Origin of the sequence: Nonomuraea sp. NPDC048881, from assembly GCF_040649795.1 — a bacterium.
In the GTDB taxonomy this organism is placed as follows: domain Bacteria; phylum Actinomycetota; class Actinomycetes; order Streptosporangiales; family Streptosporangiaceae; genus Nonomuraea.
Map to the genome: position 1 here is coordinate 55,133 of NZ_JBEZGC010000030.1, position 24,670 is coordinate 79,802.

16 protein-coding genes are annotated in these 24,670 nt (G+C 72.7%); 8 read left to right on the forward strand and 8 right to left on the reverse strand.

Going from position 1 to position 24,670, the window contains the following annotated elements; translation table 11 throughout:
- Positions 1-128: 128 nt before the first annotated feature.
- From AB0C33_RS48350 to AB0C33_RS48365, 4 genes are all read right to left on the reverse strand, one after another.
- Entirely contained in the window at positions 129-2,423 is a 2,295-nt protein-coding gene (locus AB0C33_RS48350; RefSeq protein WP_358301677.1) for a phosphoketolase family protein, read from the reverse strand.
- 33 nt (positions 2,424-2,456) lie between these two features.
- Positions 2,457-5,132, reverse strand: coding sequence for a magnesium-translocating P-type ATPase (mgtA, locus tag AB0C33_RS48355; protein WP_358301680.1), 2,676 nt, complete (start codon positions 5,130-5,132; stop codon positions 2,457-2,459).
- 145 nt (positions 5,133-5,277) lie between these two features.
- Positions 5,278-6,126: a universal stress protein gene (locus AB0C33_RS48360; protein WP_358301682.1), complete on the reverse strand. Its 849-nt coding sequence runs from the start codon at positions 6,124-6,126 to the stop codon at positions 5,278-5,280.
- Between the two features lie 16 nt (positions 6,127-6,142).
- Positions 6,143-6,703: a universal stress protein gene (locus tag AB0C33_RS48365; protein ID WP_358301685.1), complete on the reverse strand. Its 561-nt coding sequence runs from the start codon at positions 6,701-6,703 to the stop codon at positions 6,143-6,145.
- A gap of 218 nt (positions 6,704-6,921) precedes the next feature.
- Between AB0C33_RS48365 and AB0C33_RS48370 the strand changes: the two genes are divergently transcribed.
- Positions 6,922-9,435 (forward strand): cation-transporting P-type ATPase, encoded by a 2,514-nt coding sequence (locus AB0C33_RS48370; protein WP_358301688.1) that lies wholly within the window; start codon positions 6,922-6,924, stop codon positions 9,433-9,435.
- A 47-nt stretch (positions 9,436-9,482) separates the two neighbouring features.
- Here the strand turns inward: AB0C33_RS48370 and AB0C33_RS48375 are convergent, their stop codons facing one another.
- The 3 genes from AB0C33_RS48375 to AB0C33_RS48385 are packed head-to-tail and all read right to left on the reverse strand — an operon-like array spanning position 9,483 to position 11,345.
- Entirely contained in the window at positions 9,483-10,001 is a 519-nt protein-coding gene (locus tag AB0C33_RS48375; protein ID WP_358301691.1) for a flavodoxin domain-containing protein, read from the reverse strand.
- A gap of 1 nt (position 10,002) precedes the next feature.
- A complete protein-coding gene (locus AB0C33_RS48380; protein WP_358301694.1) occupies positions 10,003-10,443 on the reverse strand; it encodes a CBS domain-containing protein in 441 nt (146 codons plus the stop codon).
- A gap of 56 nt (positions 10,444-10,499) precedes the next feature.
- Entirely contained in the window at positions 10,500-11,345 is an 846-nt protein-coding gene (locus tag AB0C33_RS48385) for a universal stress protein (protein WP_358301697.1), read from the reverse strand.
- A 228-nt stretch (positions 11,346-11,573) separates the two neighbouring features.
- Here AB0C33_RS48385 and AB0C33_RS48390 point away from each other — a divergent pair, with 228 nt between their 5' ends.
- Positions 11,574-12,827: a hypothetical protein gene (locus tag AB0C33_RS48390; RefSeq protein WP_358301700.1), complete on the forward strand. Its 1,254-nt coding sequence runs from the start codon at positions 11,574-11,576 to the stop codon at positions 12,825-12,827.
- Positions 12,828-12,842: 15 nt separating this feature from the next.
- Here the strand turns inward: AB0C33_RS48390 and AB0C33_RS48395 are convergent, their stop codons facing one another.
- Positions 12,843-14,024 (reverse strand): acetate kinase, encoded by a 1,182-nt coding sequence (locus AB0C33_RS48395; RefSeq protein ID WP_358301703.1) that lies wholly within the window; start codon positions 14,022-14,024, stop codon positions 12,843-12,845.
- A gap of 202 nt (positions 14,025-14,226) precedes the next feature.
- Between AB0C33_RS48395 and AB0C33_RS48400 the strand changes: the two genes are divergently transcribed.
- The 6 genes from AB0C33_RS48400 (at position 14,227) to AB0C33_RS48425 (ending at position 24,487) form a co-directional block, all read left to right on the forward strand.
- Positions 14,227-14,832 carry a CBS domain-containing protein gene (locus AB0C33_RS48400; protein WP_358301706.1) on the forward strand — a complete coding sequence of 202 codons (606 nt, stop codon included), beginning with the start codon at positions 14,227-14,229 and terminating at the stop codon, positions 14,830-14,832.
- A 205-nt stretch (positions 14,833-15,037) separates the two neighbouring features.
- On the forward strand, positions 15,038-15,859 hold the full coding sequence (locus AB0C33_RS48405; RefSeq protein ID WP_358301709.1) for a MerR family transcriptional regulator: 822 nt from the start codon (positions 15,038-15,040) through the stop codon (positions 15,857-15,859).
- A gap of 487 nt (positions 15,860-16,346) precedes the next feature.
- Positions 16,347-17,807: an endo-1,4-beta-xylanase gene (locus AB0C33_RS48410; protein WP_358301712.1), complete on the forward strand. Its 1,461-nt coding sequence runs from the start codon at positions 16,347-16,349 to the stop codon at positions 17,805-17,807.
- 476 nt (positions 17,808-18,283) lie between these two features.
- Positions 18,284-21,004: a beta-L-arabinofuranosidase domain-containing protein gene (locus AB0C33_RS48415; protein ID WP_358301715.1), complete on the forward strand. Its 2,721-nt coding sequence runs from the start codon at positions 18,284-18,286 to the stop codon at positions 21,002-21,004.
- A complete protein-coding gene (locus AB0C33_RS48420; RefSeq protein ID WP_358301718.1) occupies positions 21,001-23,019 on the forward strand; it encodes an RICIN domain-containing protein in 2,019 nt (672 codons plus the stop codon). Before AB0C33_RS48415 ends, AB0C33_RS48420 begins: the two co-directional genes overlap by 4 nt.
- Before the next feature lie 16 nt (positions 23,020-23,035).
- Positions 23,036-24,487 (forward strand): non-reducing end alpha-L-arabinofuranosidase family hydrolase, encoded by a 1,452-nt coding sequence (locus AB0C33_RS48425; protein ID WP_358301721.1) that lies wholly within the window; start codon positions 23,036-23,038, stop codon positions 24,485-24,487.
- Positions 24,488-24,670 lie beyond the last annotated feature (183 nt).

The window sequence follows — 24,670 nt, forward strand, 5'->3', positions numbered from 1 at the left end:
TGATCCCTTCAGACGTCGCTGAAAGTCAGCCTCGGTCCCGCGAGGCCGGCCGCCCGTGGTGCGGCGGCCCGTCTTGACGGGACCTTGGCCCTCCTTTTCCGGCCGCGCGGGCCGGCGTCCTTGGCGCGTCACCAGGTCCAGTCGCGGACGGCGGGGGCGTCCTCGCCGTGTTCGCGGGTGTACGCGCGGGCCGCCAGCCGGGCGTCGGCCATGCGCTGGCGCAGGTGCGCCTGCGTCTCGCCGAGGCCGGGCACCCGGTCGATGACGTCGATGACCAGGTGGTAGCGGTCGATGTCGTTGAGCATGGCCATGTCGAACGGCGTGGTCGTGGTGCCCTCCTCCTTGTAGCCGCGCACATGGATGTTGGCGTGCCCGGCGCGGCGGTAGGTCAGGCGGTGGATGAGCGAGGGGTAGCCGTGGAAGTTGAAGACGACCGGCCTGCCGGTGGTGAACAGGGCGTCGAACTCGGCGTCCGGCAGGCCGTGCGGGTGCTCCGACGGCGGTTGCAGCCGCATCAGGTCCACCACGTTGACGACGCGCACCTTCAGCTCGGGCAGGTGTTCGCGCAGGATGGCCGCGGCGGCCAGCGTCTCCAGGGTGGGCACGTCGCCCGCGCAGGCCAGCACGACGTCCGGCTCGGCCCCCTCGTCCGAGGACGCCCAGGGCAGGACGCCGAGGCCGCGGGTGCAGTGGGCGACGGCCTCGTCCATGGTGAACAGGTCCAGCACCGGCTGCTTGCCCGCCACGATCACGTTGACGTAGTCGCGGGAGCGCAGGCAGTGGTCGGCCACCGACAGCAGGGTGTTGGCGTCCGGCGGCAGGTAGACCCGCACGACCTCGGCCTTCTTGTTGACCACGACGTCGAGGAAGCCGGGGTCCTGGTGGCTGAAGCCGTTGTGGTCCTGCCGCCACACGTGCGACGACAGCAGGTAGTTGAGCGAGGCGACGGGCCGCCGCCACGGGATCCTCTTCGCCGACTGCAGCCACTTGGCGTGCTGGTTGAACATGGCGTCGATGATGTGGATGAACGCCTCGTAGCAGTTGAACAGGCCGTGCCGGCCGGTCAGCAGGTAGCCCTCCAGCCAGCCCTGGCACAGGTGCTCGCTCAGCACCTCCATCACCCGGCCGCCCGGCGCCAGGTTCTCGTCCGTGGGCTCGACCTCGGCGTTCCAGGCCCGCGTGGTCGTCTCGAAGACGGCCTGCAGCCGGTTGGAGGCGGTCTCGTCCGGGCCCATCAGCCGGAAGTCGTGCGGGTTGGCGGCGATCACGTCCCGCAGGAAGGCGCCCAGCACCCGGGTCGGCTCGGTCGACTGCGTCGCGGGCGACTTGACCTCCACCGCGTGGTCGCGGAAGTCGGGCAGCGCCAGCGGGCGCAGCAGCTCGCCGCCGTTGGCGTGCGGGTTCGCGCTCATCCGCAGCGGCCCCTCGGGGACCGTCCCCAGCAGGACGGGCGCCGGGCGGCCCGCGGCGTCGAACAGCTCCTGCGGCCGGTACGAGCGCATCCACTCCTCCAGCATGGCCAGGTGCGCCGGGTTGTCGCGGACGCCCGACAGCGGCACCTGGTGGGCCCGCCAGGTGCCCTCGACCGGCTTGCCGTCCACCTCGCGCGGGCCGGTCCAGCCCTTCGGCGTGCGCAGGACGATCATGGGGAGGCGCTCCAGACGGCCCTCCTTGTAGGCGGCGATCTCGTCGAAGACGGTGTCGAGCGTGCGCGCCATCTCCTCGTGGTCGGGGCCGACGAGGTGCGGGCGGTACCCGTACCCCTCCATGAGCTTGACCAGCTCGTCCTGCGGGATGCGGGCCAGCACGGTCGGGTTGGCGATCTTGTAGCCGTTCAGGTGCAGGATCGGCAGGACGACGCCGTCGCGGTAGGGGTCCAGCAGCTTGTTGGAGTGCCAGCTCGCGGCCAGCGGGCCGGTCTCGGCCTCGCCGTCGCCGACGACGCAGGCGACCACCAGGCGCGGGTTGTCGAAGGCCGCGCCGAACGCGTGCGCGAGCGAGTAACCCAGCTCGCCGCCCTCGTGGATGGAGCCGGGCGTCTCGGGCGCGACGTGGCTGGGGATGCCGCCGGGGAAGGAGAACTGCCGGAACAGCCGCCGCATCCCGGCGACGTCCTGGGAGACCTCGGGGTACTTCTCCGAGTAGGCGCCCTCCAGCCAGGCGTGCGCGACGGCGGCGGGCCCGCCGTGGCCGGGACCGGCGATGTAGATCATGTCCTGGTCGCGCTCGGAGATGATCCGGTTGAGGTGGGCGAAGCAGAAGTTCAGCCCCGGGGTGGTGCCCCAGTGGCCGAGCAGCCGCGGCTTGACGTGCTCGGGGCGCAGCGGTTCGGTGAGAAGCGGGTTGTCCAGCAGGTAGATCTGCCCGACGGACAGGTAGTTCGCCGCGCGCCAGTAGGCATCGATGTGCTGCATCGTCGTCATGATGACGATGATTTCCCGATGCGCTCCCACGCCCTAGGGACCTTGGTCCCCTTCTCGGGGGGCGGAGGGCGGACGTCCGGCGGCGAGGGCGGCGGCCACCGTGCTGAACCGGTGGGCCCTGCGGTGCGTCGGGTGGGCGGCGGTGCGCCCGCCGCCGGCCAGGGTCTCCGGGGCGGCCCGGTAGAAACGGCGCTTGGCCAGCTCGACGAGGGCCAGGTAGGCGACCACCATCAGGCCCAGCACCGCGAAGAACGGGCCGGGCAGCGGCTGGAAGCCCAGGGCGCCGGCGAGCGGGGTGACCGGGATGACCGCGCCGAGCACCACGACGCTCAGGGCGGCGACCGTCAGGGGCAGGCTCGGACGACTGCGGAAGAACGGCACCCGCCTGGTCCTGATCGCGAAGACCACCAGTACCTGCGTGGCCAGGGACTCGACGAACCAGCCGGTGCGGAACAGCGGCGGCCCGGCGTGCAGGACGCCGAGCATGACGGCGAAGGTGGCGAAGTCGAACAGCGAGCTGACCGGCCCGAAGAACAACATGAACCGCCGGATCGACGCCACGTCCCACCGGGACGGGCGCCGCAGTTGCTCGGGATCGACGTTGTCGGTCGGGATGGCGAGCTGGCTGGAGTCGTAGAGCAGGTTGTTGAGCAGGATCTGGGACGGCAGCATCGGCAGGAACGGCAGGAACGCCGAGGCCGCGGCGGCGGAGAACATGTTGCCGAAGTTGCTGGACGTCCCCATCAGCACGTACTTCATGGTGTTGGCGAAGATCTGCCGGCCCTGGATGACGCCGTCGGCCAGGATGGCGAGGTCCTTCTCCAGCAGCAGCACGTCGGCGGCGTCTTTGGCGACGTCGGTGGCCGCGTCGACGGAGATGCCCACGTCGGCGGCGTGCAGCGCGAGCGCGTCGTTGACGCCGTCGCCGAGGAAGGCCACGTCCAGGCCGTTGCGCCGCTGGGCCCGCACGATGCGCGCCTTGTGCTCGGGGCTGACCCGGGCGAACACGACGGCCTGCTCGATGAGCGCGGCCAGCCGGGAGTCGTCGGCGGCCTCGACGTCCTGGCCGGTCAGCACCCGCCCGCCGGGCAGGCCGAGATCGGCGCACAGCTTGGCCGCGACCGCGGGGTTGTCCCCGGTGAGCACCTTGACGGTGATGCCGAGCCCGGCCAGGCGGCGCAGCGCCTGCTCGGCGCCGGCCTTGGGCGGGTCGAGGAAGACCAGCAGGCCGCGGAAGGCGAGGTCGTGCTCGTCGGCCTGGCTGAGGGTCGTCCGGCGGGCGGCCTCGCCGGTCAGCCGCCGGGTGGCCACCGCCACCACCCGGTTGCCGGCGGTGAACTCGGCCTCCAGCACGGCCCTGGCCCGGTCGGCGACCGGGGTGCAGCGCGCCAGCACGGCCTCCGGAGCGCCCTTGGTGACGATCATCCGGCCGTCGTCGTCCTCGACCAGGACGGAGGCGGTTCTGCGTTCGTGGTCGAAGGGCACGACGGCCAGGCGCCGGCCGGGCGGCCCGGGCCGGAGCGCGGCGGCGGGCGCGTCCCACAGGGCGACGTCCAGGGGGTTGCCGCTCGCCGAGCGGCCCGGTTCCCCGTCCCGGCCGCTGACGACGGCCTCGTTGCAGAGCAGCCCCAGCTCCAGGACGCGGTCGTCGGGGCTGCCGTCCGGCCCGAGTGAGCGCGCGAAGCTGATCCGCCCCTCGGTCAGGGTTCCGGTCTTGTCGGTGAACAGCACGTCGATGTCGCCCAGGTCCTCGATGCAGACCAGCCGCTTGACCAGCACCCGGTGCCGGGCCAGCCGGTGGGTGCCGGCGGCCAGGCTGGTCGAGACCACGGCGGGCAGGAGCTGCGGGGAGATGCCGACGGCGATCGCCAGCGAGAACAGCAGCGCGTCCAGCACCGGGCGGTGCAGCACGAGGTTGACGACGAAGATCCCGGCGGTGAGCGCGGCGGCGACGCGCACCAGCAGCATGGAGAACCGGCGCAGCCCGATCTGGAACTCGGTGTCCGGATGGCGGTCGCCGAGCCGGAGCGCGATGCGCCCGAACTCGGTCCGTCCGGCGGTGGCCACCACCACGCCGGCGCCGGACCCGGCGTGCACGACGGTGCCCATCAGCGCGCAACTGGCCAGCTCGGCCAGCGCGCGGTCCGGTCCGACGGGCTCGACGGCCTTGGCCACGGGCAGCGACTCGCCGGTCAGCACCGACTCCTCGCACTCCAGCCCCGCCGACGACACCAGCCGCAGATCGGCCGGGACGATGTCGCCCAGCCGCAGCTTGACGACGTCGCCCGGGACCAGCGTGACCACGTCCACCAGCCGGGGACCGCCGTCCCGCAGGGCCAGGCAGCGGTGCCGGATCTGGGAGTGCAGCGCCTCGGCGGCCTTCTCCGCCCGGTACTCGTTGAAGAAGCCCAGCCCGACCGACACCGTCAGGATCACGCCGATGATGATCGCGTCCGTCGGCTCGCCGAGGAAGAACGACGCGGCGGCGGTGACCGCCAGCAGGATCAGCAGGGGCGAGCGCAGCTGGCGGGCCAGCACCGCGATCCGCCGGGCCCGGTGGGTGCGCAGGGAGTTGGGGCCGACGGCGGCCAGGCGGCGCTCCGCCTCGGCCTGGCTCAGGCCGCCGCCGGTGCCGCCCAGCCGGGCCATGACGTCGTCGACCGGCAGCGCGGCCGCGACCGCGACGTCCAGCCCGCCCTGTCCCGTCATGTCACTGTCCGAGCCGTCCCGCCCGGCCTCCCCCTGGTTCTGGTAACCGGCCCGTCGCCAAGACAAAGGCAACGGCGCTCCACGCCCGTCCCAACGCCCATCCCGACGCCCGTCCCGACGCCCGCGCCGACGCGGCGACGTGCCGTCAGTCCCGCGGCCGGACGACCGCCACCGGGCAGCGGGCGTGGTGCAGCACGCCGCGACTGACCGACCCGAGCAGCGCCGACCCCAGCCCGCCGCGCCCGTGCGACCCCACCACCAGCAGGTCGGCGTGGTCGGAGGCCGCGGTGAGCGCGTCCACGGGGTGCGCCGACGGCGTCTCCCGCACGACGACGACCTCGGGGTGGTCGGCGGCGAACACGTTCACCCGATCGTCGACGACCTGCTGCTGTGCGGCGCGGACCTCGTCCATGGCGTAGGCCGCCTCCGGCGCGAACGCGTGCACGGGCAGCTGCCAGGCGTGCAGCACCCGCAGCGTGGCGGCCCGCAGCCGGGCCTGCTCGAAGGCGTGGGCCAGGGCGGGCTCGCACTCCGGCGAGTCGTCCACCCCGGCCACCACCTCGCCGCGCACCTGCCGCCGGTCGCCGCGGACCACCACGACGGGGCAGCGGGCGTGCCCGGCGACGTGCGTGCTGACCGAGCCCAGCAGCGCGCCGGCGAACCCGCCGAGGCCGCGGCTGCCGAGCACGATCTCGGCGGCCTCCTTCTCCTGCCCACGCAGCACGACCGCCGGCAGACCCTCGACGTCCTGCGTCGTGACCTCGACGGACGGCTGCCGTTCCCGGGCCAGCGCCTCGGCCTCCCGCAGGATCCGCACGCCCTCCTCCGCCGGCAGGTCGGGCGCCCAGCCCGGGGAGAACCGGTGGATCTGGTACGGCGTGCGGTCCACGGCGTGCACGATCCGCAGCGGCAGCCGCATGCGGAAGGCGTCGTCCGCGGCCCATGCGACGGCGGCGCGCGAGGCCACCGAGCCGTCGGCCCCAACAACGATCATGACGTTCCCTCCTTCGTCACCTCCCATGAGACCCGGCCTCCCGCCGTCCCTCGCAGAGCCGAAGGTCGGCCGGGCCAGGGCCGAAGGGCCTTCCCCGATGCCGTCCGGCGAACGCGGGCGGCCTCGGCGGCGTCCCCCCGTCCGTCGCCGCGGCCTGCACCACGACCACGGGACACGGCGGCAGCCGCAGGCACGACAGCAGCACCGCGCCCAGCCGCCCGTCCCCGGCGGGCCGCGCGGCCGAACCGAGCACCAGCAGGCCGGCCCCGCGCGCCTGGCCCGCGAGCGCCGTCTCCGGGCGGCCCCGCACGAGCCGCGCCTCGACCGCGACGCCGGGGAACCGGTCCATGACCAGGGCCACCGCCTGATCGAGCACGGCGCTCGCGCGCGCCTCCTCGAACCCGGCGGGCCGGGACGGGCAGGGCGCGTACGGCGCCCTGTGCTCGATCGAGGGCTCCCAGGCGTGCACCACGACCAGCCGCGCCCCGCGACGGGCCGCCTCGTCGGCGGCCCACAGCAGCGCGGCCGCGCAGTCCTCGGTGCCGTCGGTCCCGGCCACGATCAGGCGAATGCTCATATCTCCACGATCCGCCCGCGCGACCGGGGCGGAACAGTGCCGAAAGCCCCGCTTGCGGTGACTTTCGGCCCTGCCGCCGTCCGGCCGGTCTCCGGAGGCTGGAGGGGCGGGGAGACCCGCACGTTTACCGCCCTGAGCAGGGCGAAGACTAGATCCTGAAGACACCTCGCAGCGACTCCGCCGGCCCGAGGTCCACGGCGGGCAGGAAGGACACCCACGTGACGCCCTCGTCCTCTGGCCTGTCGTCGGCGGAGGCAGCCGTCCGCCTGGAACGCGACGGCCCCAACCTGCTCCCACGCAAACCGCCCACCCCGCTGTGGCGGCGCGTCGTCACCCAGCTCCGCGATCCGCTGATCATCGTGCTGCTGATCGCGGCGGCGCTGACCGTCGGCACCGGCGACTGGACGGACGCCGCGGTGATCGCGCTGGTCATCGTGGTCAACACGGCCGTCGGCGTGACGCAGGAGGTGCGCGCCGACCGCGCCATCACGGCCCTGGCCGAGCTGGCCACCCCTGAGGCCCGCGTGGTGCGCGACGGCCACCAGCGGCAGGTCCCCGCCGGTGACGTCGTGGTCGGAGATCTGCTGGTGCTCGCCGAGGGCGACATCGTCCCGGCCGACGCCGAGCTGGTGGAGTCGGCGGCGCTGCTGGTCGACGAGTCGGCGCTGACGGGCGAGTCGGTCCCGGTGGACAAGGACGCGGGCGCGGCGGTCTCCTCGGGCACCGTCGTGGCGCGCGGCAGGGGCCGGGCGGTGGTCACCGCGATCGGCGCGGCGAGCGCGAGCGGGCGCATCGCCTCCCTCATGGTCAAGGGCGCCGGCCTCACGCCGCTGCAGCGCCGCCTGGTCGGGGTCGGACGGCTGCTGGCCGGTGTCGCGGTGCTGCTGTCGGCGCTGGTGCTGGTCCTGGGCCTGGTCCGCGGCCAGCCGGTCGAGCTGATGGTGGTGACCGCGATCAGCCTGGTGGTCGCCGCCGTGCCCGAGTCGCTGCCCGCGGTCGTGACCCTGAGCCTGGCCCTGGGCGCCCGCCGGATGGCGGCCCGTGACGCGCTCGTCCGCAACCTGCCCGCCGTGGAGACGCTGGGCTCGGTGACCGTGCTCGCCACCGACAAGACGGGCACCCTCACCGAGGGCCGGATGGTCGCCCGGCACCTGTGGACCCCGGCGGCCGAGGCCGCGGTCACCGGCTCCGGCTACGCGCCCGACGGCGGGCTCGCCACCGACCGGGACCCGGACGAGTTCGCCGAGCTGCTGACCGCCGCGGCGCTGTGCAACGACGCCCGCCTGCGCCCGCCCCAGGAGAACGGGGAGGAATGGACGGCGCTGGGCGACCCCACCGAGGCCGCGCTGCTGGCCGCCGCCGCCCGGCTCGGCCTCGACCGCGCGCACCTCCAGGAACGGTTCCCCAGGGTCGCCGAACTGCCCTTCGACAGCGACCGCAAGCGGATGAGCACGGTGCACCTGCTGCCGGGCGGCTGCGTCCGCCTGATCTGCAAGGGCGCCCCGGAGGCGCTGCTGCGCCCGGACGTGCTGACCGGCGACCCGGAGCTGCCGGCCCGCGCCGCCGAACGCGCCGACCGGTTCGCCCGGGACGGCTACCGCGTGCTGGCGGTCGCGGCCGCCGACCTCGACGCCGTCCCGCATCCTGTGCGGGAGGACGGGCTGAGGCTGCTCGGGCTGGTCGCGATCCTCGACCCGCCGCGCGCGGCCGCGGCCGCGGCCGTGGCCGACTGCGCGCGGGCCGGCATCAGGACGGTCCTCATCACCGGCGACCATCCGGGCACCGCCCGCGCGGTCGCCGCCGACCTGGGCATCATCGGCGCCGCCGACCGGGTCGTCGACTGCCGGGAGCCCGGCGCGCTCGCCGCGGGCCCGGCCGGCGTCTACGCGCGGGCCACCCCCGAGCAGAAACTCGACATCATCGAGGGCCTGCGCGGCCGGGGCGAGGTCCTGGCGATGACCGGTGACGGCGTCAACGACGGCCCGGCGCTGCGCCGCGCCGACATCGGGGTGGCCATGGGCAGGCGCGGCACCGAGGTCGCCCGGCAGGCCGCCGACCTCGTGCTCGCCGACGACAACCTGGACACCGTCGTGGCGGCCGTCGAGGAGGGCCGCCGGGTCTACGCCAACATCCGCCGGTTCCTGGTCTACGGCCTGTCGGGCGGCGCGGCGGAGATCGCGGTGATGGTGCTGGGCCCGTTCCTCGGGTTGCCGCTGCCGCTGCTGCCCGCGCAGATCCTGTGGATCAACCTGCTCACCCACGGCCTGCCCGGCGTGGCGCTGGGCGGGGAGCCGACGGTGCCGGGAACCATGTCGCAGCCGCCGCGTCCGCCGGGTCAGAGCATCATGGGGGCGGGCCTGTGGCAGCGGGTCGTCCGCATCGCCGTGGTGCTCACGGCCGTCACCCTGGGCGTCGCCGTCTGGGGGTCGATGACCGGGCGGCCCTGGCAGAGCATGGCCTTCTTCGCCCTCGGCGCCACCCAGCTCGGCGTGGCTCTGGGCACCCGGACCCGCCCCGGCACCCTGGCCAACCCGATGCTGCTGCTCGCCGTGGGCGGCGCGTTCGTCCTGCAGCTGGCCGGGATCTACCTGCCGCCGCTGCGCGAGCTGCTCGGCACCCGGCCGCTGTCGCCGGGGGATCTGCTGGTCGTCGTCGCGCTGTCCTCGCTGGGCTACGCCGCCGCCCGCCTGGACCGGATCCTGCACCCGTCCCCGACGCCCGCGCAGGACTGAGAACGGCGCCCGGCGGAGAACCGCCGGGCGCCGTTCTCAGCGGGCCGTCAGGACGCGGGGACCGCGAAGGACGCCGCCAGGCTCTCGCCCCACTGCCTGGCCCGCTCCAGCTCGCCCGGCGCCAGCGGCCCCTGCGTCCCGGTCACGTAGAAGCTGCACGGCGGCACGGCGAGCCGGACGCCGAGGCGGCGCAGCCGCTTGGCGACCGCCCGGCCCGCCGAGCCCGGCAGGCGGGGCTTGGCCACGCGGGTGTCGAACGCCGCCGAGCAGAGCCCGGCCGACGACGTGCTGAGCGTGGCCAGCCACTCGCGCACGCCCCTGCCGCGCGACACCAGCGGCCCGGCCGCCTGCTGGGCGGCCGACTCGCGGGTGGAGGCCCGGCTCATGGAGAAGGCGTGCGTCGGGCCGCCCACCACCAGGAGGGTGACCTCGTCCCCCACGTGCGCGGGGGCCGAGCCGACCTCCGCCACCTCGGCCCGCATCCGGGTGGCCAGCCCTTCGGCCACGGCCTGGGCGATCCGCTCGGTGTTGCCGTACATGGACTCGTAGACGACCAGGGCCTTCATCTCACGCCTCCCGCCGTTCCGGCAGGATGGGTTCGAGGTGGAACATCCCGGTCACCACCTCGCTCGGCTCGGGCCGCGGCTCGATCCGTCCGGCGACCGCCGACAGGACGTCCCGGGCGGTGATCAGGCCCACCAGGCCGTCGTCGGACAGCACGGGCACGGCGTCCACGTCGGCGTCCAGCATGGCGGCGGCGACCCTGCTCAGCGGGGTGTCCGGCCCCACCCGGGGCGTGCGCGCGCCGCCGAGCAGGTCCCGCACCTCGCGGCCGGCCTGCTCCTGCGGCCCGCCGGACCAGGACGCGGCCAGGCACTCCCTGGTCAGGATGCCCAGCAGCCGCCCTCCGTCGAGGACCGGCAGGTGGTGCACGCCGGCCCGGCGCATCAGCTCCCAGGCCATCAGCGGCGACTCCTCGGCCTTGACGGCCACCAGGACCCGGCTCATGACCTGTCCAGCCGTCGGCGACCCGTTCATGACCTGTCCAGCCGTCGGCGACCCGTTCATGACCTGTCCTCCGCGTCCGGCCGGACCACGGCGACCGGGCATGTCACGTGGTGCAGCACGCCGTGGCTGACCGAGCCGAGCACGGCGGAGGCGAACCCGCTCCGGCCGCGCGAGCCCACGACGACCAGGTCGGCCGATCCGGCCGCGTGCATCAGGGCGGTGACCGGGTGGGCGCACGGCTGCTCGTCGGTGATGACCAGGTCCGGGTTGGCCTCCCGCCAGGGCACGACCCGCTCGCGCGCCGCGCCGGTCTCCTCGCGCATCAGGTCCTCGATCAGGCTGTTGTACGTGACCGCGTAAGGGGAGAAGACGGGCATCTGCCAGGCCGAGACCACGTGCAGCCGGGCGCCGCGGGCCCTGGCCTGCTCGACGGCGTACTCCATGGCCGCCTGCGCGTCCCGCGACCCGTCGTAGCCCACCACCACCCTGCCGTGCTGGGCGGGGGCGGCGGCGGGCGCGCGGACGACCACGACCGGCCCGGACGCGTGCCCGGCCACCGCCAGGCTCACCGAGCCGACCGTCATCCCGGCGAACCCGCCGAGCCCCCGGCTGCCCAGCACCACTCCGCCGGCCGTCGCCGACTCGCGGATCAGCTCCCCGGCCACGTTCCCGGACAGCAGCTCCGTCGTCACCTTGACGTCGCCGGCCAGCGCGCGGGCCCGATCGGCGGCCTCCTCCAGCAGGCGGGCGCAGTGCTCGGCGTTCGCTTCGTGCAGCCACTGCGGGCCGACGTGCACGAGACGCAGGTCCAGGCCCCGCCGCCGCGCGTCGGCGGCCGCCCATTCCACCGCTCCGGTCGCCGGGACGGACCCGTCCACACCGACGACGATGTGAGTGCTCATCGCGCATCTCCTTCACCGGTCGAAGCTCTCACCCTCAGGCTCCTACGGGCGGCGGCGCGGCGCCGGAGGAGGAAGTCCCGCCCGGCAGGGCCGTTGGTCCTCATCGGCGTCGCGGGGAGAAGATCTGGCACGATCCGGTCACGCCATCGGCTCACCCTCCCCACGCTCTGTAGTGTCGATGAGCGCCCCCTCCTCGCGCAGTAGCCCGCTCAACGTGAGGACGTCCTCATGACCGAAGAAGCGGTTCCCCCCGTCGCAGCGCCCGCCGCTCCCGCCCGCACCGGCGACCTGCTGGAAAAGCCCCAGCTGGCGGAGATGTTCGCCCTCGCCAAGAAGCTGGACGGCACCTGGCCGGTCTTCGCTCGGAGCCTGGATCCCGCCGACGACCCGGCGCTCCTGCGCGGCCGCTACCGGGCGGTTGCCGCGTCCACCGCCCGCTGGTCGGTGCGGCGCAAGCACGTCGAGGACTGCGTGAGCGCCTGGGTCCTGCTGCCCATGCTCGGCGCGGCCGTCGCCTTCGTGGTTTCGGTGTTCTCCGTCACCTCCGTGCAGAAGATCTTCCTGGCCGTCGTGGGTCTCACGGTCTTCATCTGGGTCTCCGTCTGGATCGAGAACCGGCGGCATCGCCCGCTCTTCCGCTACCTTCTCGACCCGCTGATCACCATGCTGGGAATCGGCTGCTTCCCGGCCGCCCTGTACCTCAGCCACGCCACCGGCCCGGCGTGGGCGGTCGACCTGGCGAGCCGGGGATGGATGCCGATCCCCCAGAGCATCGGCACCGTCTGCTGCGCCCTGGTGCTCGGGATGATCCCGGTCAAGGTGGTGATGTGGCAGTGGGACCGCGAGTCCCGCGCCTCGCCCACCGAGCCGCTCTTCGAGCAGCTGGCGGCCATCCTGGCCCACGCCGAACCCGACCGCCGCGGGCAGCTCCCGCCGGGGACGCGCAGGGAGATCCTCGCTCTCCTGGGCAAGGTCTCCTTCCTGCTGCGGGTCGGCATCCCGACCGCCGCCCGGGGCGGGACGCCGCTGACCAGGGCCGTGGTCCGCGCCCGCGCGGTCGAGGCGTCCAGGGCCGTCATCGACCTCCAGTTGTGGGTGGCGCTGCCGTCCCCGACCGCCTACGACGACCTCCGCACCCGCGTCGCCGAGCTGACCCGCACGGTCATCACGGGCGAGTACGACCGGCTCCCCACCCGCGACACCACCCCCGAGGAGACCCGCCGGACGTGGCACGCCCGCGTCCTGGAGACCGTCCGGACCCTGGTCATCGCCCTGCTGCCGGTGGCCGGCCTGGTGGCCGCCGACCGGCTGGGCCTCAGGCTCCCGGCCCCCTTCGACGACGGCGCCATGATCGCCGTCGTGGCCTGGGCCGTCGTGCTCCTCCTGGGGTTCCTCGACCCGAACTTCGCCTCCCACCTGGCCGCCGCCCGTGACCTGACCACGCTTCCGACGTTCAACCGGAACACGGACAAAGGCGCGTAGCGCGGCCCGGTCCGGTCAGGAGGACGTCAGCCGCGCGAGCGTCTGGTGGGCGATCTCCCACTCCTCGTCGGTGGGGATGACGAGCACGGGCACCTCGGCGCCGGGCACGGACACCGCGCGCTCGCCGGACGCCCCCGCGGCGTTGAGCACGGGATCCACCGCGATGCCGAGCCGCTCCAGCCCCGCCAGGCAGGCGGCGCGGGTGGCGGCGTCGTGCTCGCCGACGCCGCCGGTGAGCACGATCGCGTCCACCCGGCAGCCGAGCAGCGCGTGGTAGGCGCCGACGTACTTGCGGATGCGCCGGGTGTAGATCTCCAGGGCCAGCCTGGCCTCGTCGTCGTCGCGGGCGCGTATCTGGCGCATGTCGCCGGACCCGGTGAGCGCGAGCAGGCCGCCGCGGTGGCTGAGCTCGTGCTCCACCTGCTGGGCGTCCAGGCCGCCGGTGCGGGCCAGGTACGCGGCCAACGCCGGGTCGACGTCGCCCGAGCGGGTGCCCATGACCAGCCCTTCCAGCGGCGTCATGCCCATGGAGGTGTCGACGCTGCGCCCGCCGGAGATCGCGGTGGCGCTGGCGCCGTTGCCGAGGTGGAGCACGATCAGGTTGAGCCCGGCCAGGTCGCGGCCCAGGACGGCGGCGGCGCGGCGGGAGACGTACGCGCACGAGGTGCCGTGGAAGCCGAAGCGCCGCACGCCCTGCGCCCGCCACTCGCGCGGCACCGCGTACGTGTACGCCTCGGGCGGCAGCGTGCGGTGGAACGCGGTGTCGAACACGGCCACCTGCGGCACGTCCGGGAACACCTTGAGCGCCAGCCGGATGCCGGTCAGGTTGACCGGGTTGTGCAGGGGCGCGAGCGGGGCCAGCTCCTCGATCGCGGCGATGACGTCGTCGTCGATGAGCACCGCGTCGGTGAACCGGGTGCCGCCGTGCACCACCCGGTGCCCGACCGCGACCGGCGCCGGCTCGGGCCCGGCGGCGGCGAACGCCGCCAGCATCGCCTCCAGCCCGTCCCCGTGGCCGGGGAAGGGACGTTCCCGGACGTACGGCGGCCCGTCCCCGCCGTGGTGCGTGATCCGCCCGCGGTCCTCGCCGATGCGCTCGACCAGCCCTCGGGCGGCGCGCTCGCGGGTGTGCGGATCGACGAGCTCGTACTTGATGGAGGAGGATCCCGTGTTCAGCACGAGAATGGGGTCGGCCATGCCCATGACCCTAAGTCCGTTCCGGGGGTCGGGTGGCGGCACGGATCTCGTTCGGGACTTCCGGCCCTACCGGCCCGGCCGCGTCCCGCGTTGTGATGGGAGAGCCACGAGGCCGCCACCCCGGGCGGAGCGGGCCGTGGGACGACCGTCGTGGCAAGCTGACCTGGAAGACCGACGACTGCGAGTGGGAGGCCAGACAGCGATGCTCGTCCGCGAGGTCATGAGCGGCCCGGCCGTCACCGTCCGCGACACCGATCCGGTGCGGCGGGCCGTGCGGGTCCTGCACGGCCACGACATCACCGCCGCGCCCGTCGTCGGCGACGACGGCCGGCTCGTCGGCGTGGTCAGCGAACTGGACCTGCTGCGGGGGGAGTTCGAGCCCGATCCCCGCGCGACCGTCCGCCCGGCCGCGCCGGCCGACGAGCCGCCGCCCCGCCAGGTCATGGACGTCATGAGCCGCGACGTCGTCACGGTCACCGAGACCACCGACGTCACCGTCGCCATCGATCTGATGGTCCGCGAGCGGGTCAAGAGCCTGCCCGTCGTGACCGGCGGCCGGATCGCCGGGATGGTCAGCCGCCGCGACCTGCTGGCCATGCTCGCCCGCCCCGACGAAGACCTGCGCCAGGCGGTCGAGGCCGCGCTGCGCGAGCAGTACCCGGCGGGCCCCAGCTGGGACGTCGCCGTCCGCGACGGCGTGGCCGAGCTGCGCGGGCCGTCCCGGCAGCAGGCCGACCACATCGCCGGCGTGCTGGCCCGCACGGTGCCCGGCGTCGTCCGGGTCAGACATGTCCGGCCGTCACCGTGAAGACAAAACCGAAAGATCACCCGGCCGCCGCCAGTTCAGGACGCCCACCCCTGCAAGGGACTCGGTGGCCTGTTCGGGACGGGGTCTCCGTCGTACGGCCGCCAGTCGAGCGGCGGTCGGCTTCTGCGGAGGGCGCGGCGGGCCGCCCGGGGCTGTGATCCGGGTCGTTTGTGTCCGCCCCAGGGGCAGGGTCCATACTCGGGCGGTGTCCGATCTGATGACCACTGGACAGTTCGCCGCGCGGTCCAACCTGACGCTCAAGGCGCTGCGGCTCTACGACGCCAAGGGGCTGCTGCCGCCCGCCGAGGTCGATCCCCGCACCGGTTTCCGCCGTTACGGCCGGGCGCAGCTCGCCGTGGCCCGGCGCATCACGCTGCTGCGCGCCATCGACATGCCGCTCGCCGAGGTCGGCAGGGTGCTGGGGCTGGACGGCCCCGCGGCGGTCGAGGCCATCGCGAAGCACTGGAGTCACCGCGAGGAGCAGTGGCGGGCACGTCAGTCGCTGCTGGCCTACATCCGTCAGGTCTTCCTGGAGGAGGCGACCCCCGCGTACGAGGTGCGCCTGCGGGACGTGCCCGAGCAGCGCGTGATCTTCATCCACGGCCATGCGCGCGCCTCCGGCCTGGCGGACTTCATCACGGACGCCTCGGCCGCGCTCTTCGCCCACCTGGGGGCGGCCGGCGGCTGCCTGTCCGGGCCGCCGTTCGCCGTCTTCCACGGCACGGTGGGCGAGGACTCGAACGGCCCGGTGGAGGTGTGCCTGCCGACCGGGAGCCCGATCGAGCCCGCCGGCCGGATCGGCGTCCGGCTGGAGCCGTCCCACCGGACCGCGTACGTCGAGGTCAGCAAGGAGCGGTCGCACTACCCGGCGATCCTGCCGGCGTACGACACGCTCAAAGCCTGGCTGGACGACCGCGGGCTGGCCCCGGCGCTGTCCATGCGCGAGATCTACCACCCGAACCGGGAGACGGCGGCCCCGGCGGAACACGTCACCGACGTCGCGGCCCCGTTCGCGCCGCCCTCCTGAGCGACGGCCCTCGGCGCGGCTCGGGCCGCGCCGCGTGGCCGACGGCTTCCAGGCACAGCCCGGACTGCGTCCCCGTGATGGTGCAGTCGGAGTTTCGCTCATGGTTCCGCCTGTTCGTGTGTTAACGCTAACAAGTCGCGGTGCCGGCGCGACGGAGCAAATACGAGCCGGGCGACCCCGTCAAGAGCCCCCGAAGCCCGAAGCGGCCGAAAACGCGCTCCCACCTCGGACCGGCCGCCACCCGTCCCCGTGAAACTTTCACGACCCGTCGGCCGAAAACTTTCGACAGGTAGCGGCCCTGGATGACATGCCCGCACAAGCAAGACGGCTCCGAAAGTTTTACCCGAATCTTGACAACTTTCGGCGAGATCCACACACTGAGTGCCCGAGCCCGGCTCTCCCATCCGCTCCCGAACGCCCTGGGCGCACCCCTCCGAAGTGCGTCCGCACGACCTTCCCCCCATGATTCGCGTACGGAGGCTCCAGCATGCGTGTCAACGCCATGTCCCCACCGACCGCCGGACGGCCGCCCGGCGCGCGCCGCCGGGCGCTGATCACCGGCGCACTCGGCGCGCTCGGCCTGCTCACGGCCCTGGCGACGGCGATTCCGGCCGATGCCGCGGCGAGCGCGCTCGGCGCGGCCGCCGCGCAGAGCGGCCGCTACTTCGGCACCGCCATCGCCGCGGGCAAACTCGGCGACTCCGCCTACACGACGATCGCCAACCGCGAGTTCACCATGGTCACGGCCGAGAACGAGATGAAGATCGACGCCACCGAGCCCAACCGGGGGCAGTTCACCTTCACCAACGGCGACCGGGTCTACAACTGGGCCGTGCAGAACGGCAAGCGGGTACGCGGCCACACCCTGGCCTGGCACTCCCAGCAGCCCGGCTGGATGCAGTCGTTGTCGGGCAGCTCGCTGCGCCAGGCGATGATCGACCACATCAACGGCGTCATGTCCCACTACAAGGGCAAGATCTACGCCTGGGACGTGGTCAACGAGGCCTACGCCGACAGCGGCGGCGGCCGGCGCGACTCCAACCTCCAGCGCACCGGCAACGACTGGATCGAGGTGGCCTTCCGCACCGCGCGCGCCGCCGACCCGGCCGCCAAGCTGTGCTACAACGACTACAACATCGACAACTGGACCTGGGCCAAGACGCAGGGCGTCTACAACATGGTCAAGGACTTCAGGGCCCGTGGCGTGCCGATCGACTGCGTCGGCCTGCAGTCGCACTTCAACGGCAACAGCCCGTACAACAGCAACTACCGCACGACCATCCAGAGCTTCGCCGCGCTCGGCGTGGACGTGCAGATCACCGAGCTGGACATCCAAGGCGGCTCGGCCACCACGTACGCCAGTGTCGTCAACGACTGCCTGGCGGTGCCGCGGTGCACCGGCGTCACCACCTGGGGCGTTCGCGACACCGACTCCTGGCTCGGCGCCGGCGCCACCGCGCTGCTCTTCGACGGCAACGGCAACAAGAAGGCCGCCTACACGGCCGTGCTCAACGCGCTGAACGGCGGCGGCACGTCGCCGCCGCCCGGCGGCGGCGACGCGGGGCAGATCAGGAGCACGGCCGCCGGCCGCTGCGTCGACGTGCCCAGCTCCAGCACCACCGACGGCACGGCCGTCCAGCTCTGGGACTGCAACGGTCAGAGCAACCAGCAGTGGACGCGGACCTCGGCAGGGGAACTGAAGGTGTACGGCAACAAGTGCCTGGACGCCGGAGGCACGGGCAACGGCGCCAAGATCCAGATCTACTCCTGCTGGGGCGGCGACAACCAGAAATGGCGCGTCAACACCGACGGCACGATCGTGGGCGTGCAGTCCGGACTGTGCCTGGACGCCGTGGGCGGCGGCACCGGCAACGGCACGGGGCTGCAGCTGTACACCTGCTGGGGCGGCAGCAACCAGAAGTGGACCTACAACGCGGGCGCCGCGTGAGCGTCGCCCGCCCGTCGCGCCGGGGCCCGGCGCCCCGGCGCGACCTCGCCCGCTGACCACCCCCTCCCCCGGCCCGGCGAGGCCGGGGGAGCGGTCCCGGGTGACGCCCGTGAAACTTTCATGGTGACGGGCCGTCTCCGTGGAGAGAGAACTCCAGGCGGGCAGGCACCCACAGGACGAAGCCCAGCTCGGCCGGCAATCCCCTCATTGACACCGGAACGGACCGTCGGTTGTACTCCCTCACTACGGAGTAGTCCCATCGGCAAGGCGATGTTAACGCTAACACCCCTCTCCGGCCAAGGAGCCCCGACATGTCACAACCGCCGGCACGGGACACGACGGTGACCCGATCGGCCAGTTGTTAGCGCTAACAACGCCCGCCGAAAGACCAGGCAACGGCCCTTCGAAGGCCCTGACCAGCTGCCCCCCGTGACCGGCCCCGGCCGCTCACCGCCCCCCATCCCAAGGAGCTCCGCATGTCCTTGAGCCGCCGTCAGCTCTTCCAGGCCACGGGCGCGACCGCCGCGCTCTCCGTCGTCGGTCAGATGGCCGGCGCGTCCCCCGCCCTGGCCGCAGTCCCCTGGAGCAGGCCCGATCTCGGCGTCTCAGCCTACGAGTTCGACCTCGGCCAGGTCCGGCTGACCTCCGGCCGCCTGCTGGACAACCAGAACCGCGCCCTCGCCTACCTGCGCTTCGTCGACGTCGACCGGCTGCTGTACGTCTTCCGCGCCAACCACCGGGTGTCCACCGGCGGCGCCGCGCCCAACGGCGGCTGGGACGCGCCCGGCTTCCCGTTCCGGTCGCACGCGCAGGGCCATTTCCTGACGGCGTGGGCGCAGGCGTACGCCGTGCTCGGTGACACCGCCTGCCGCGACAAGGCGCGCTACATGGTGGCGGAACTGGCCAAGTGCCAGGGGAACAACCCGGCCGCCGGGTTCACCGGCGGTTACCTGTCCGGTTTCCCGGAGTCGGACTTCACGGCCCTGGAGAACCGCACGCTGACCAACGGCAACGTGCCCTACTACTGCGTCCACAAGACCCTGGCCGGGCTGCTGGACGTCTGGCGGCTGATCGGCGACACCCAGGCCAGGACCGTGCTGCTCGCCCTGGCGGGCTGGGTGGACGCCCGGACGTCGCGACTGTCCGCCGCCCAGGCGCAGGCCATGCTCGGCACCGAATTCGGCGGCATGAACGCCGTGCTGACGGACCTGTACCAGGCGACCGGCGACCCCCGCTGGCTGGCCACGGCCCAGCGGTTCGACCACGCGGCCGTGTTCGACCCGCTGGCCGCGAACCAGGACCGGCTCAACGGCCTGCACGCCAACACCCAGGTGCCCAAGTGGATCGGCGCGGCCCGCGAGTACAAGGCGACGGGCGCCACCCGCTACCGCGACATCGCCGTCAACGCCTGGGCCATCACGGTCGGCGCGCACACGTACGTGAACGGCTCCAACAGCCAGGCCGAGCACTTCCGCGCGCCCGGCGCGATCGCCTCCTACCTGACCAGGGACACCGGCGAGGCGTGCAACACCTACAACATGCTCAAGCTGACCCGGGAGCTGTGGCTGCTGTCCCCCGACCGGGCCGACTACTTCGACTACTACGAGAACGCCCTGCTCAACCACCTCCTCGGCCAGCAGAACCCGGCCGACGCGCATGGGCACGTCACCTACTTCACCCCGCTCAACCCCGGTGGACGGCGAGGCGTCGGACCGGCCTGGGGCGGCGGCACCTGGAGCACGGACTACGGCACGTTCTGGTGCTGCCAGGGCACCGGGATCGAGACCAACACCAAGCTCATGGACTCGATCTACTTCCACGACGACACCACCCTGTTCGTCAACCTGTTCGTGCCCTCCGTCCTCGACTGGAGCCGGCGCGGCATCACGGTCACCCAGACCACCTCCTGTCCGGTCAGCGACACCACGTCGCTGCAGGTCACCGGCAACGTGAGCGGATCGTGGACGATGCGCGTCCGGATCCCGGCCTGGACGCAGGGCGCGACGATCAGCGTCAACGGGGTCCGGCAGGACATCGCGGCCGCGCCGGGCAGCTACGCCGGCCTCACCCGGTCGTGGTCGTCCGGCGACACCGTGACCGTGCGCCTGCCCATGCGGGTGGTCATGAAGGCCGCCGCGGACAACCCCGGCGTGCAGGCCGTGACCTACGGCCCGGTCGTGTTGTCGGGCGACTACGGCGACACCGTCCTGTCGTCGGCCCCGGCCCTGAACCCCTCCTCGATCACCCGGACCGGCGGCTCCTCCCTGGCCTTCACGGCCACGGCCGACGGCGCGCCGGTGCGGCTCGGCCCCTTCCACGACGCCACCGGCCACAACTACGTCGTCTACTGGAACGTCCAGGGCGGGACCGGCACGGCGAGCTTCCGGCTGGTCAACGCGGCCAGCGGGCTCGTCCTGGGCATCAGGGACATGTCCACCGCCGACGGCGGCGCGGCCCTGCAGTGGACCGACAGCGGCACCGCCGACCACGACTGGGCCCTGATCGTCGACGGGAACGCCCTGCGGTTCCGCAACGCGCACAGCGGCAAGGTGCTCGGCGTCGAGAACATGTCGACCGCCGCGGGCGCCCGGGTGCTCCAGTGGGGCGACACCGGCACCGCCGACCACCGCTGGACGGTCACCGACGCCGGCGACGGCTCCGTCAAGATCCGCAACGTCCACAGCTCCAAGCTGCTCGGCATCCTGAACGGCTCGACCGCGAACGGCGCCCAGGTGGTCCAGGACGCCGACGACGGCAGCCCGGACAACCAGTGGCGGTTCCTGCCGAACGGCGCGCGGCGCCTGCAGAACGTAGGCACCGGGATGGTGCTCGGGGTCACCGGCATGTCCACGGCCGACGGCGCGCTCGTCGTCCAGTGGGGCGACAACGGCACCGCCGACCACCTGTGGACCGCCATCGCCGACACCGGCGGCTACCTGCGGCTGCGCAACTCCCACAGCCAGAAGGTGCTGGGCGTGGAGCACATGGGCACCGCCGCCGGGTCGCGGGTCGTGCAGTGGGCCGACAACGGCACGGCCGATCATCGCTGGCGGCTGCGCCACGGGTCGGGCGCCGCCTTCCGCGTCCAGTGCGCGGGCGGCGGCCGGGTCCTCGGCGTCGCCGGCGCGTCCCAGGGCGCGCAGGTCGTGCTCGCCGACGACGACGGCTCGGACGACAACCTCTGGAGGTTCCTGTGAGACGTGTCCTCGCGGCTGTCTCGGCCCTGCTTCTCGTGGGCGTGCTGCTCACCGCCCAGGAGGCGTCGGCCGCGACGGTCGACACCAACGTCTGGTACGTCCTGGTCAACCGCAACAGCGGCAAGGCCCTGGACGTCTACAACCTGTCCACCGCCGACGGCGGCCGCATCACCCAATGGACCAGGAACAACCAGAACCAGCAGCAATGGCAGTTCGTCGACTCAGGCGGCGGCTACTACCGCATCAAGTCCCGCCACTCCGGCAAGGTCCTGGACGTCTACAACTTCTCCACCGCCAACGGCGGCCCCATCGTCCAATGGACCGACCTCAACGGCGCCAACCAGCAATGGAAACTCGCCGACAGCCCCGACGGCTACGTCAGACTCATCTCCCGCCACAGCAACAAGGCCCTGGAGGTCCAAGGAGCCTCCACCGCCGACGGCGCCAACATCGTCCAGTACGACGACTGGGGCGGCGCCAACCAGCAATGGCAGCTCGTCCCGGTCAACGGCAACGGCGGCGGCAACTACGCCAACCCGGTCGTGTGGCAGGACTTCGCCGACGGCGACATCGTCCGGGTGGGCGACGCCTACTACTACTCGGCCTCGACCATGCACTACTCGCCGGGCGCGCCGATCCTGCGTTCGTACAACCTGGTCGACTGGGAGTACGCCGGGCATTCCGTGCCGAGGCTCGACTTCGGCTCCGGCGCCTACGACCTCAACGGCGGCCGGGCGTACGTGAAGGGCATCTGGGCCTCGGCCTTCAACTACCGGCCCGGCAACGGCACCTTCTACTGGCTCGGCTGCGTCGAGTTCAACCGGACCTACGTCTACACCGCCTCCGCCGTGAACGGCACGTGGACCAAGCGCTCACAGATCAACAACTGCTACTACGACGCCGGCCTGCTGGTCGACTCCGACGACACCATGTACGTCGCCTACGGCAACAGCACCATCAGCGTGGCCCAGCTCTCGGCCGACGGTCTCAGCCAGGTGCGCGCGCAGCAGGTGTTCCAGACGCCGAGCAACGTCGGCACCCTGGAAGGGTCCCGCTTCTACAAGCGGAACGGCTACTACTACATCTGGCTGACCCGCCCCGCCAACGGCCAGTACGTGCTCCGCTCGACCTCGCCATGGGGCCCGTACGAGATGCGCCAGGTCCTGCTCGACCTGCCGGGCCCCGTCGCCGGCGGCGGCGTCCCGCACCAGGGCGGGCTCGTCCAGACGCAGAACGGCGACTGGTACTACATGGCGTTCGTCGACGCCTACCCCGGCGGACGCGTCCCGGCTCTGGCGCCGATCACCTGGACCGGCGACTGGCCGGTCGTGCAGACCGTCAACGGCGGCTGGGGCGTGAACTACCCGAAGCCGAACATCCAGACCAGCCGGACCGTGACGTCCATGATCGGCCCGGACGCCTTCACCTCGGCCACGCTCGGCCCCCGCTGGGAGTGGAACCACAACCCCGACACCAGCCGCTTCTCCACCGGCGACGGCCTGCGCCTGCAGACCGCGACCGTCACCGGCGACCTCTACGCCGCCCGGAACACGCTGACCCACCGCATCCAGGGCCCGTCCTCGACGGCGACGATCGAGCTCGACCCCTCACAGATGGCCGACGGCGACCGGGCCGGGCTGGCGATGCTGCGCGACCAGTCGGCCTGGATCGGCGTCAAACGCGACAACGGCGTCAGCCGGGTCGTGATGACCAACGGCCTGACCATGAGCGGCTCGTGGCAGACCACCGGCACCGGCGTCGAGGCGGCGAGCGCGAACGTCCCGGGCGGCCGGATCTGGTTGCGGGTCACCGCCGACATCCGGCCCGGGTCCGGCCGTCAGGCCCGCTTCTCCTACAGCACCGACGGCAGCACCTTCGTGGGCCTCGGCCCGGCCTTCACGCTGAACAACGCCTGGCAGTTCTTCATGGGTTACCGCTTCGGCATCTTCAACTACGCCACCAAGTCCCTCGGCGGCGCGGTCACCGTGCGCCGCTTCGACCTGACCACCCCCTGACACGGCATCGGAGCTCATGGTGAAGAGACACAGTCCCCTGACCGTCCTCGCGACGCTGGCCGTCCTGCTGGCGAGCCTGTTCGTCGCGAGCCCGCCCGCCGACGCGGCCACCGTCGACACCAACGCCTGGTACGTCCTGGTCAACCGCAACAGCGGCAAGGCCCTGGACGTCTACAACCTGTCCACCGCCGACGGCGGCCGCATCACCCAATGGACCAGGAACAACCAGAACCAGCAGCAATGGCAGTTCGTCGACTCAGGCGGCGGCTACTACCGCATCAAATCCCGCCACTCCGGCAAGGTCCTGGACGTCTACAACTTCTCCACCGCCAACGGCGGCCCCATCGTCCAATGGACCGACCTCAACGGCGCCAACCAGCAATGGAAACTCACCGACAGCCCCGACGGCTACGTCAGACTCATCTCCCGCCACAGCAACAAGGCCCTGGAGGTCCAAGGAGCCTCCACCGCCGACGGCGCCAACATCGTCCAGTACGACGACTGGGGCGGCGCCAACCAGCAATGGCAGCTCGTACGGACGGACGGTGGCAACCCCGGCATGTGTGACCTCCCCTCGACCTACCGCTGGACCTCGACCGGCCCGCTGGCGACCCCGAAGGCGGGCTGGGTCTCGCTCAAGGACTTCACCGTCGCCCCCTACAACGGGCGGCATCTGGTCTACGCCACGACCCACGACACGGGGACAAAGTGGGGGTCGATGAACTTCAGCCCGCTCGCCAACTGGTCCGACATGGCCTCGGCCACACAGAACACGATGTCCTTCTCCGCCGTCGCCCCCACGCTCTTCTTCTTCGCCCCCAAGAACATCTGGGTGCTCGCCTACCAGTGGGGCGGGCCCGCCTTCTCGTACCGGACCTCCACCGACCCCGCCAACCCCAACAGCTGGTCGGCGCCGCAGACGCTCTTCTCCGGCAGCATCTCGGGGTCCGGGACGGGCCCCATCGACCAGACGGTCATCGGCGACAGCACCAACATGTACCTGTTCTTCGCCGGGGACAACGGCAAGATCTACCGGGCGAGCATGCCCATCGGGAACTTCCCCGGCAGCTTCGGCACGGCCTCGACCGTGGTCATGAGCGACACGACGAACAACCTGTTCGAAGCCGTCCAGGTCTACAAGCTCCAGGGTCAGAGCCGGTACCTGATGCTCGTCGAGGCGATCGGCGCGCAGGGCCGCTACTTCCGCTCGTTCACCGCCACCAGCCTGAACGGTTCCTGGACGCCCCAGGCCGCGACCGAGGGCAACCCGTTCGCCGGCAAGGCCAACAGCGGCGCCACCTGGACGAACGACATCAGCCACGGCGAGCTGGTCCGCACCGGCGCCGACCAGACCATGACCGTCGACCCGTGCAACCTGCAACTCCTCTACCAGGGCCGCAGCCCCAGCTCGGGCGGCGACTACGGCCTCCTGCCCTACCGGCCGGGGGTGCTGACACTGCAGCGCTGACGCCGTGAGCCGGTGACCCTCGCGGCTCCCACCTGAAATGCCACGGGCCCACCCCTCCGCCGAGGGGTGGGCCCATGACGGGTCCGAGCTACCTGAGCCAGGCGTTGCGGCGGACGATCGGCAGGTTGCCCAGCCCGAGCGTGGCGCCCGCGCCGGCCATGGCCAGGCCGATCAGGACGATGG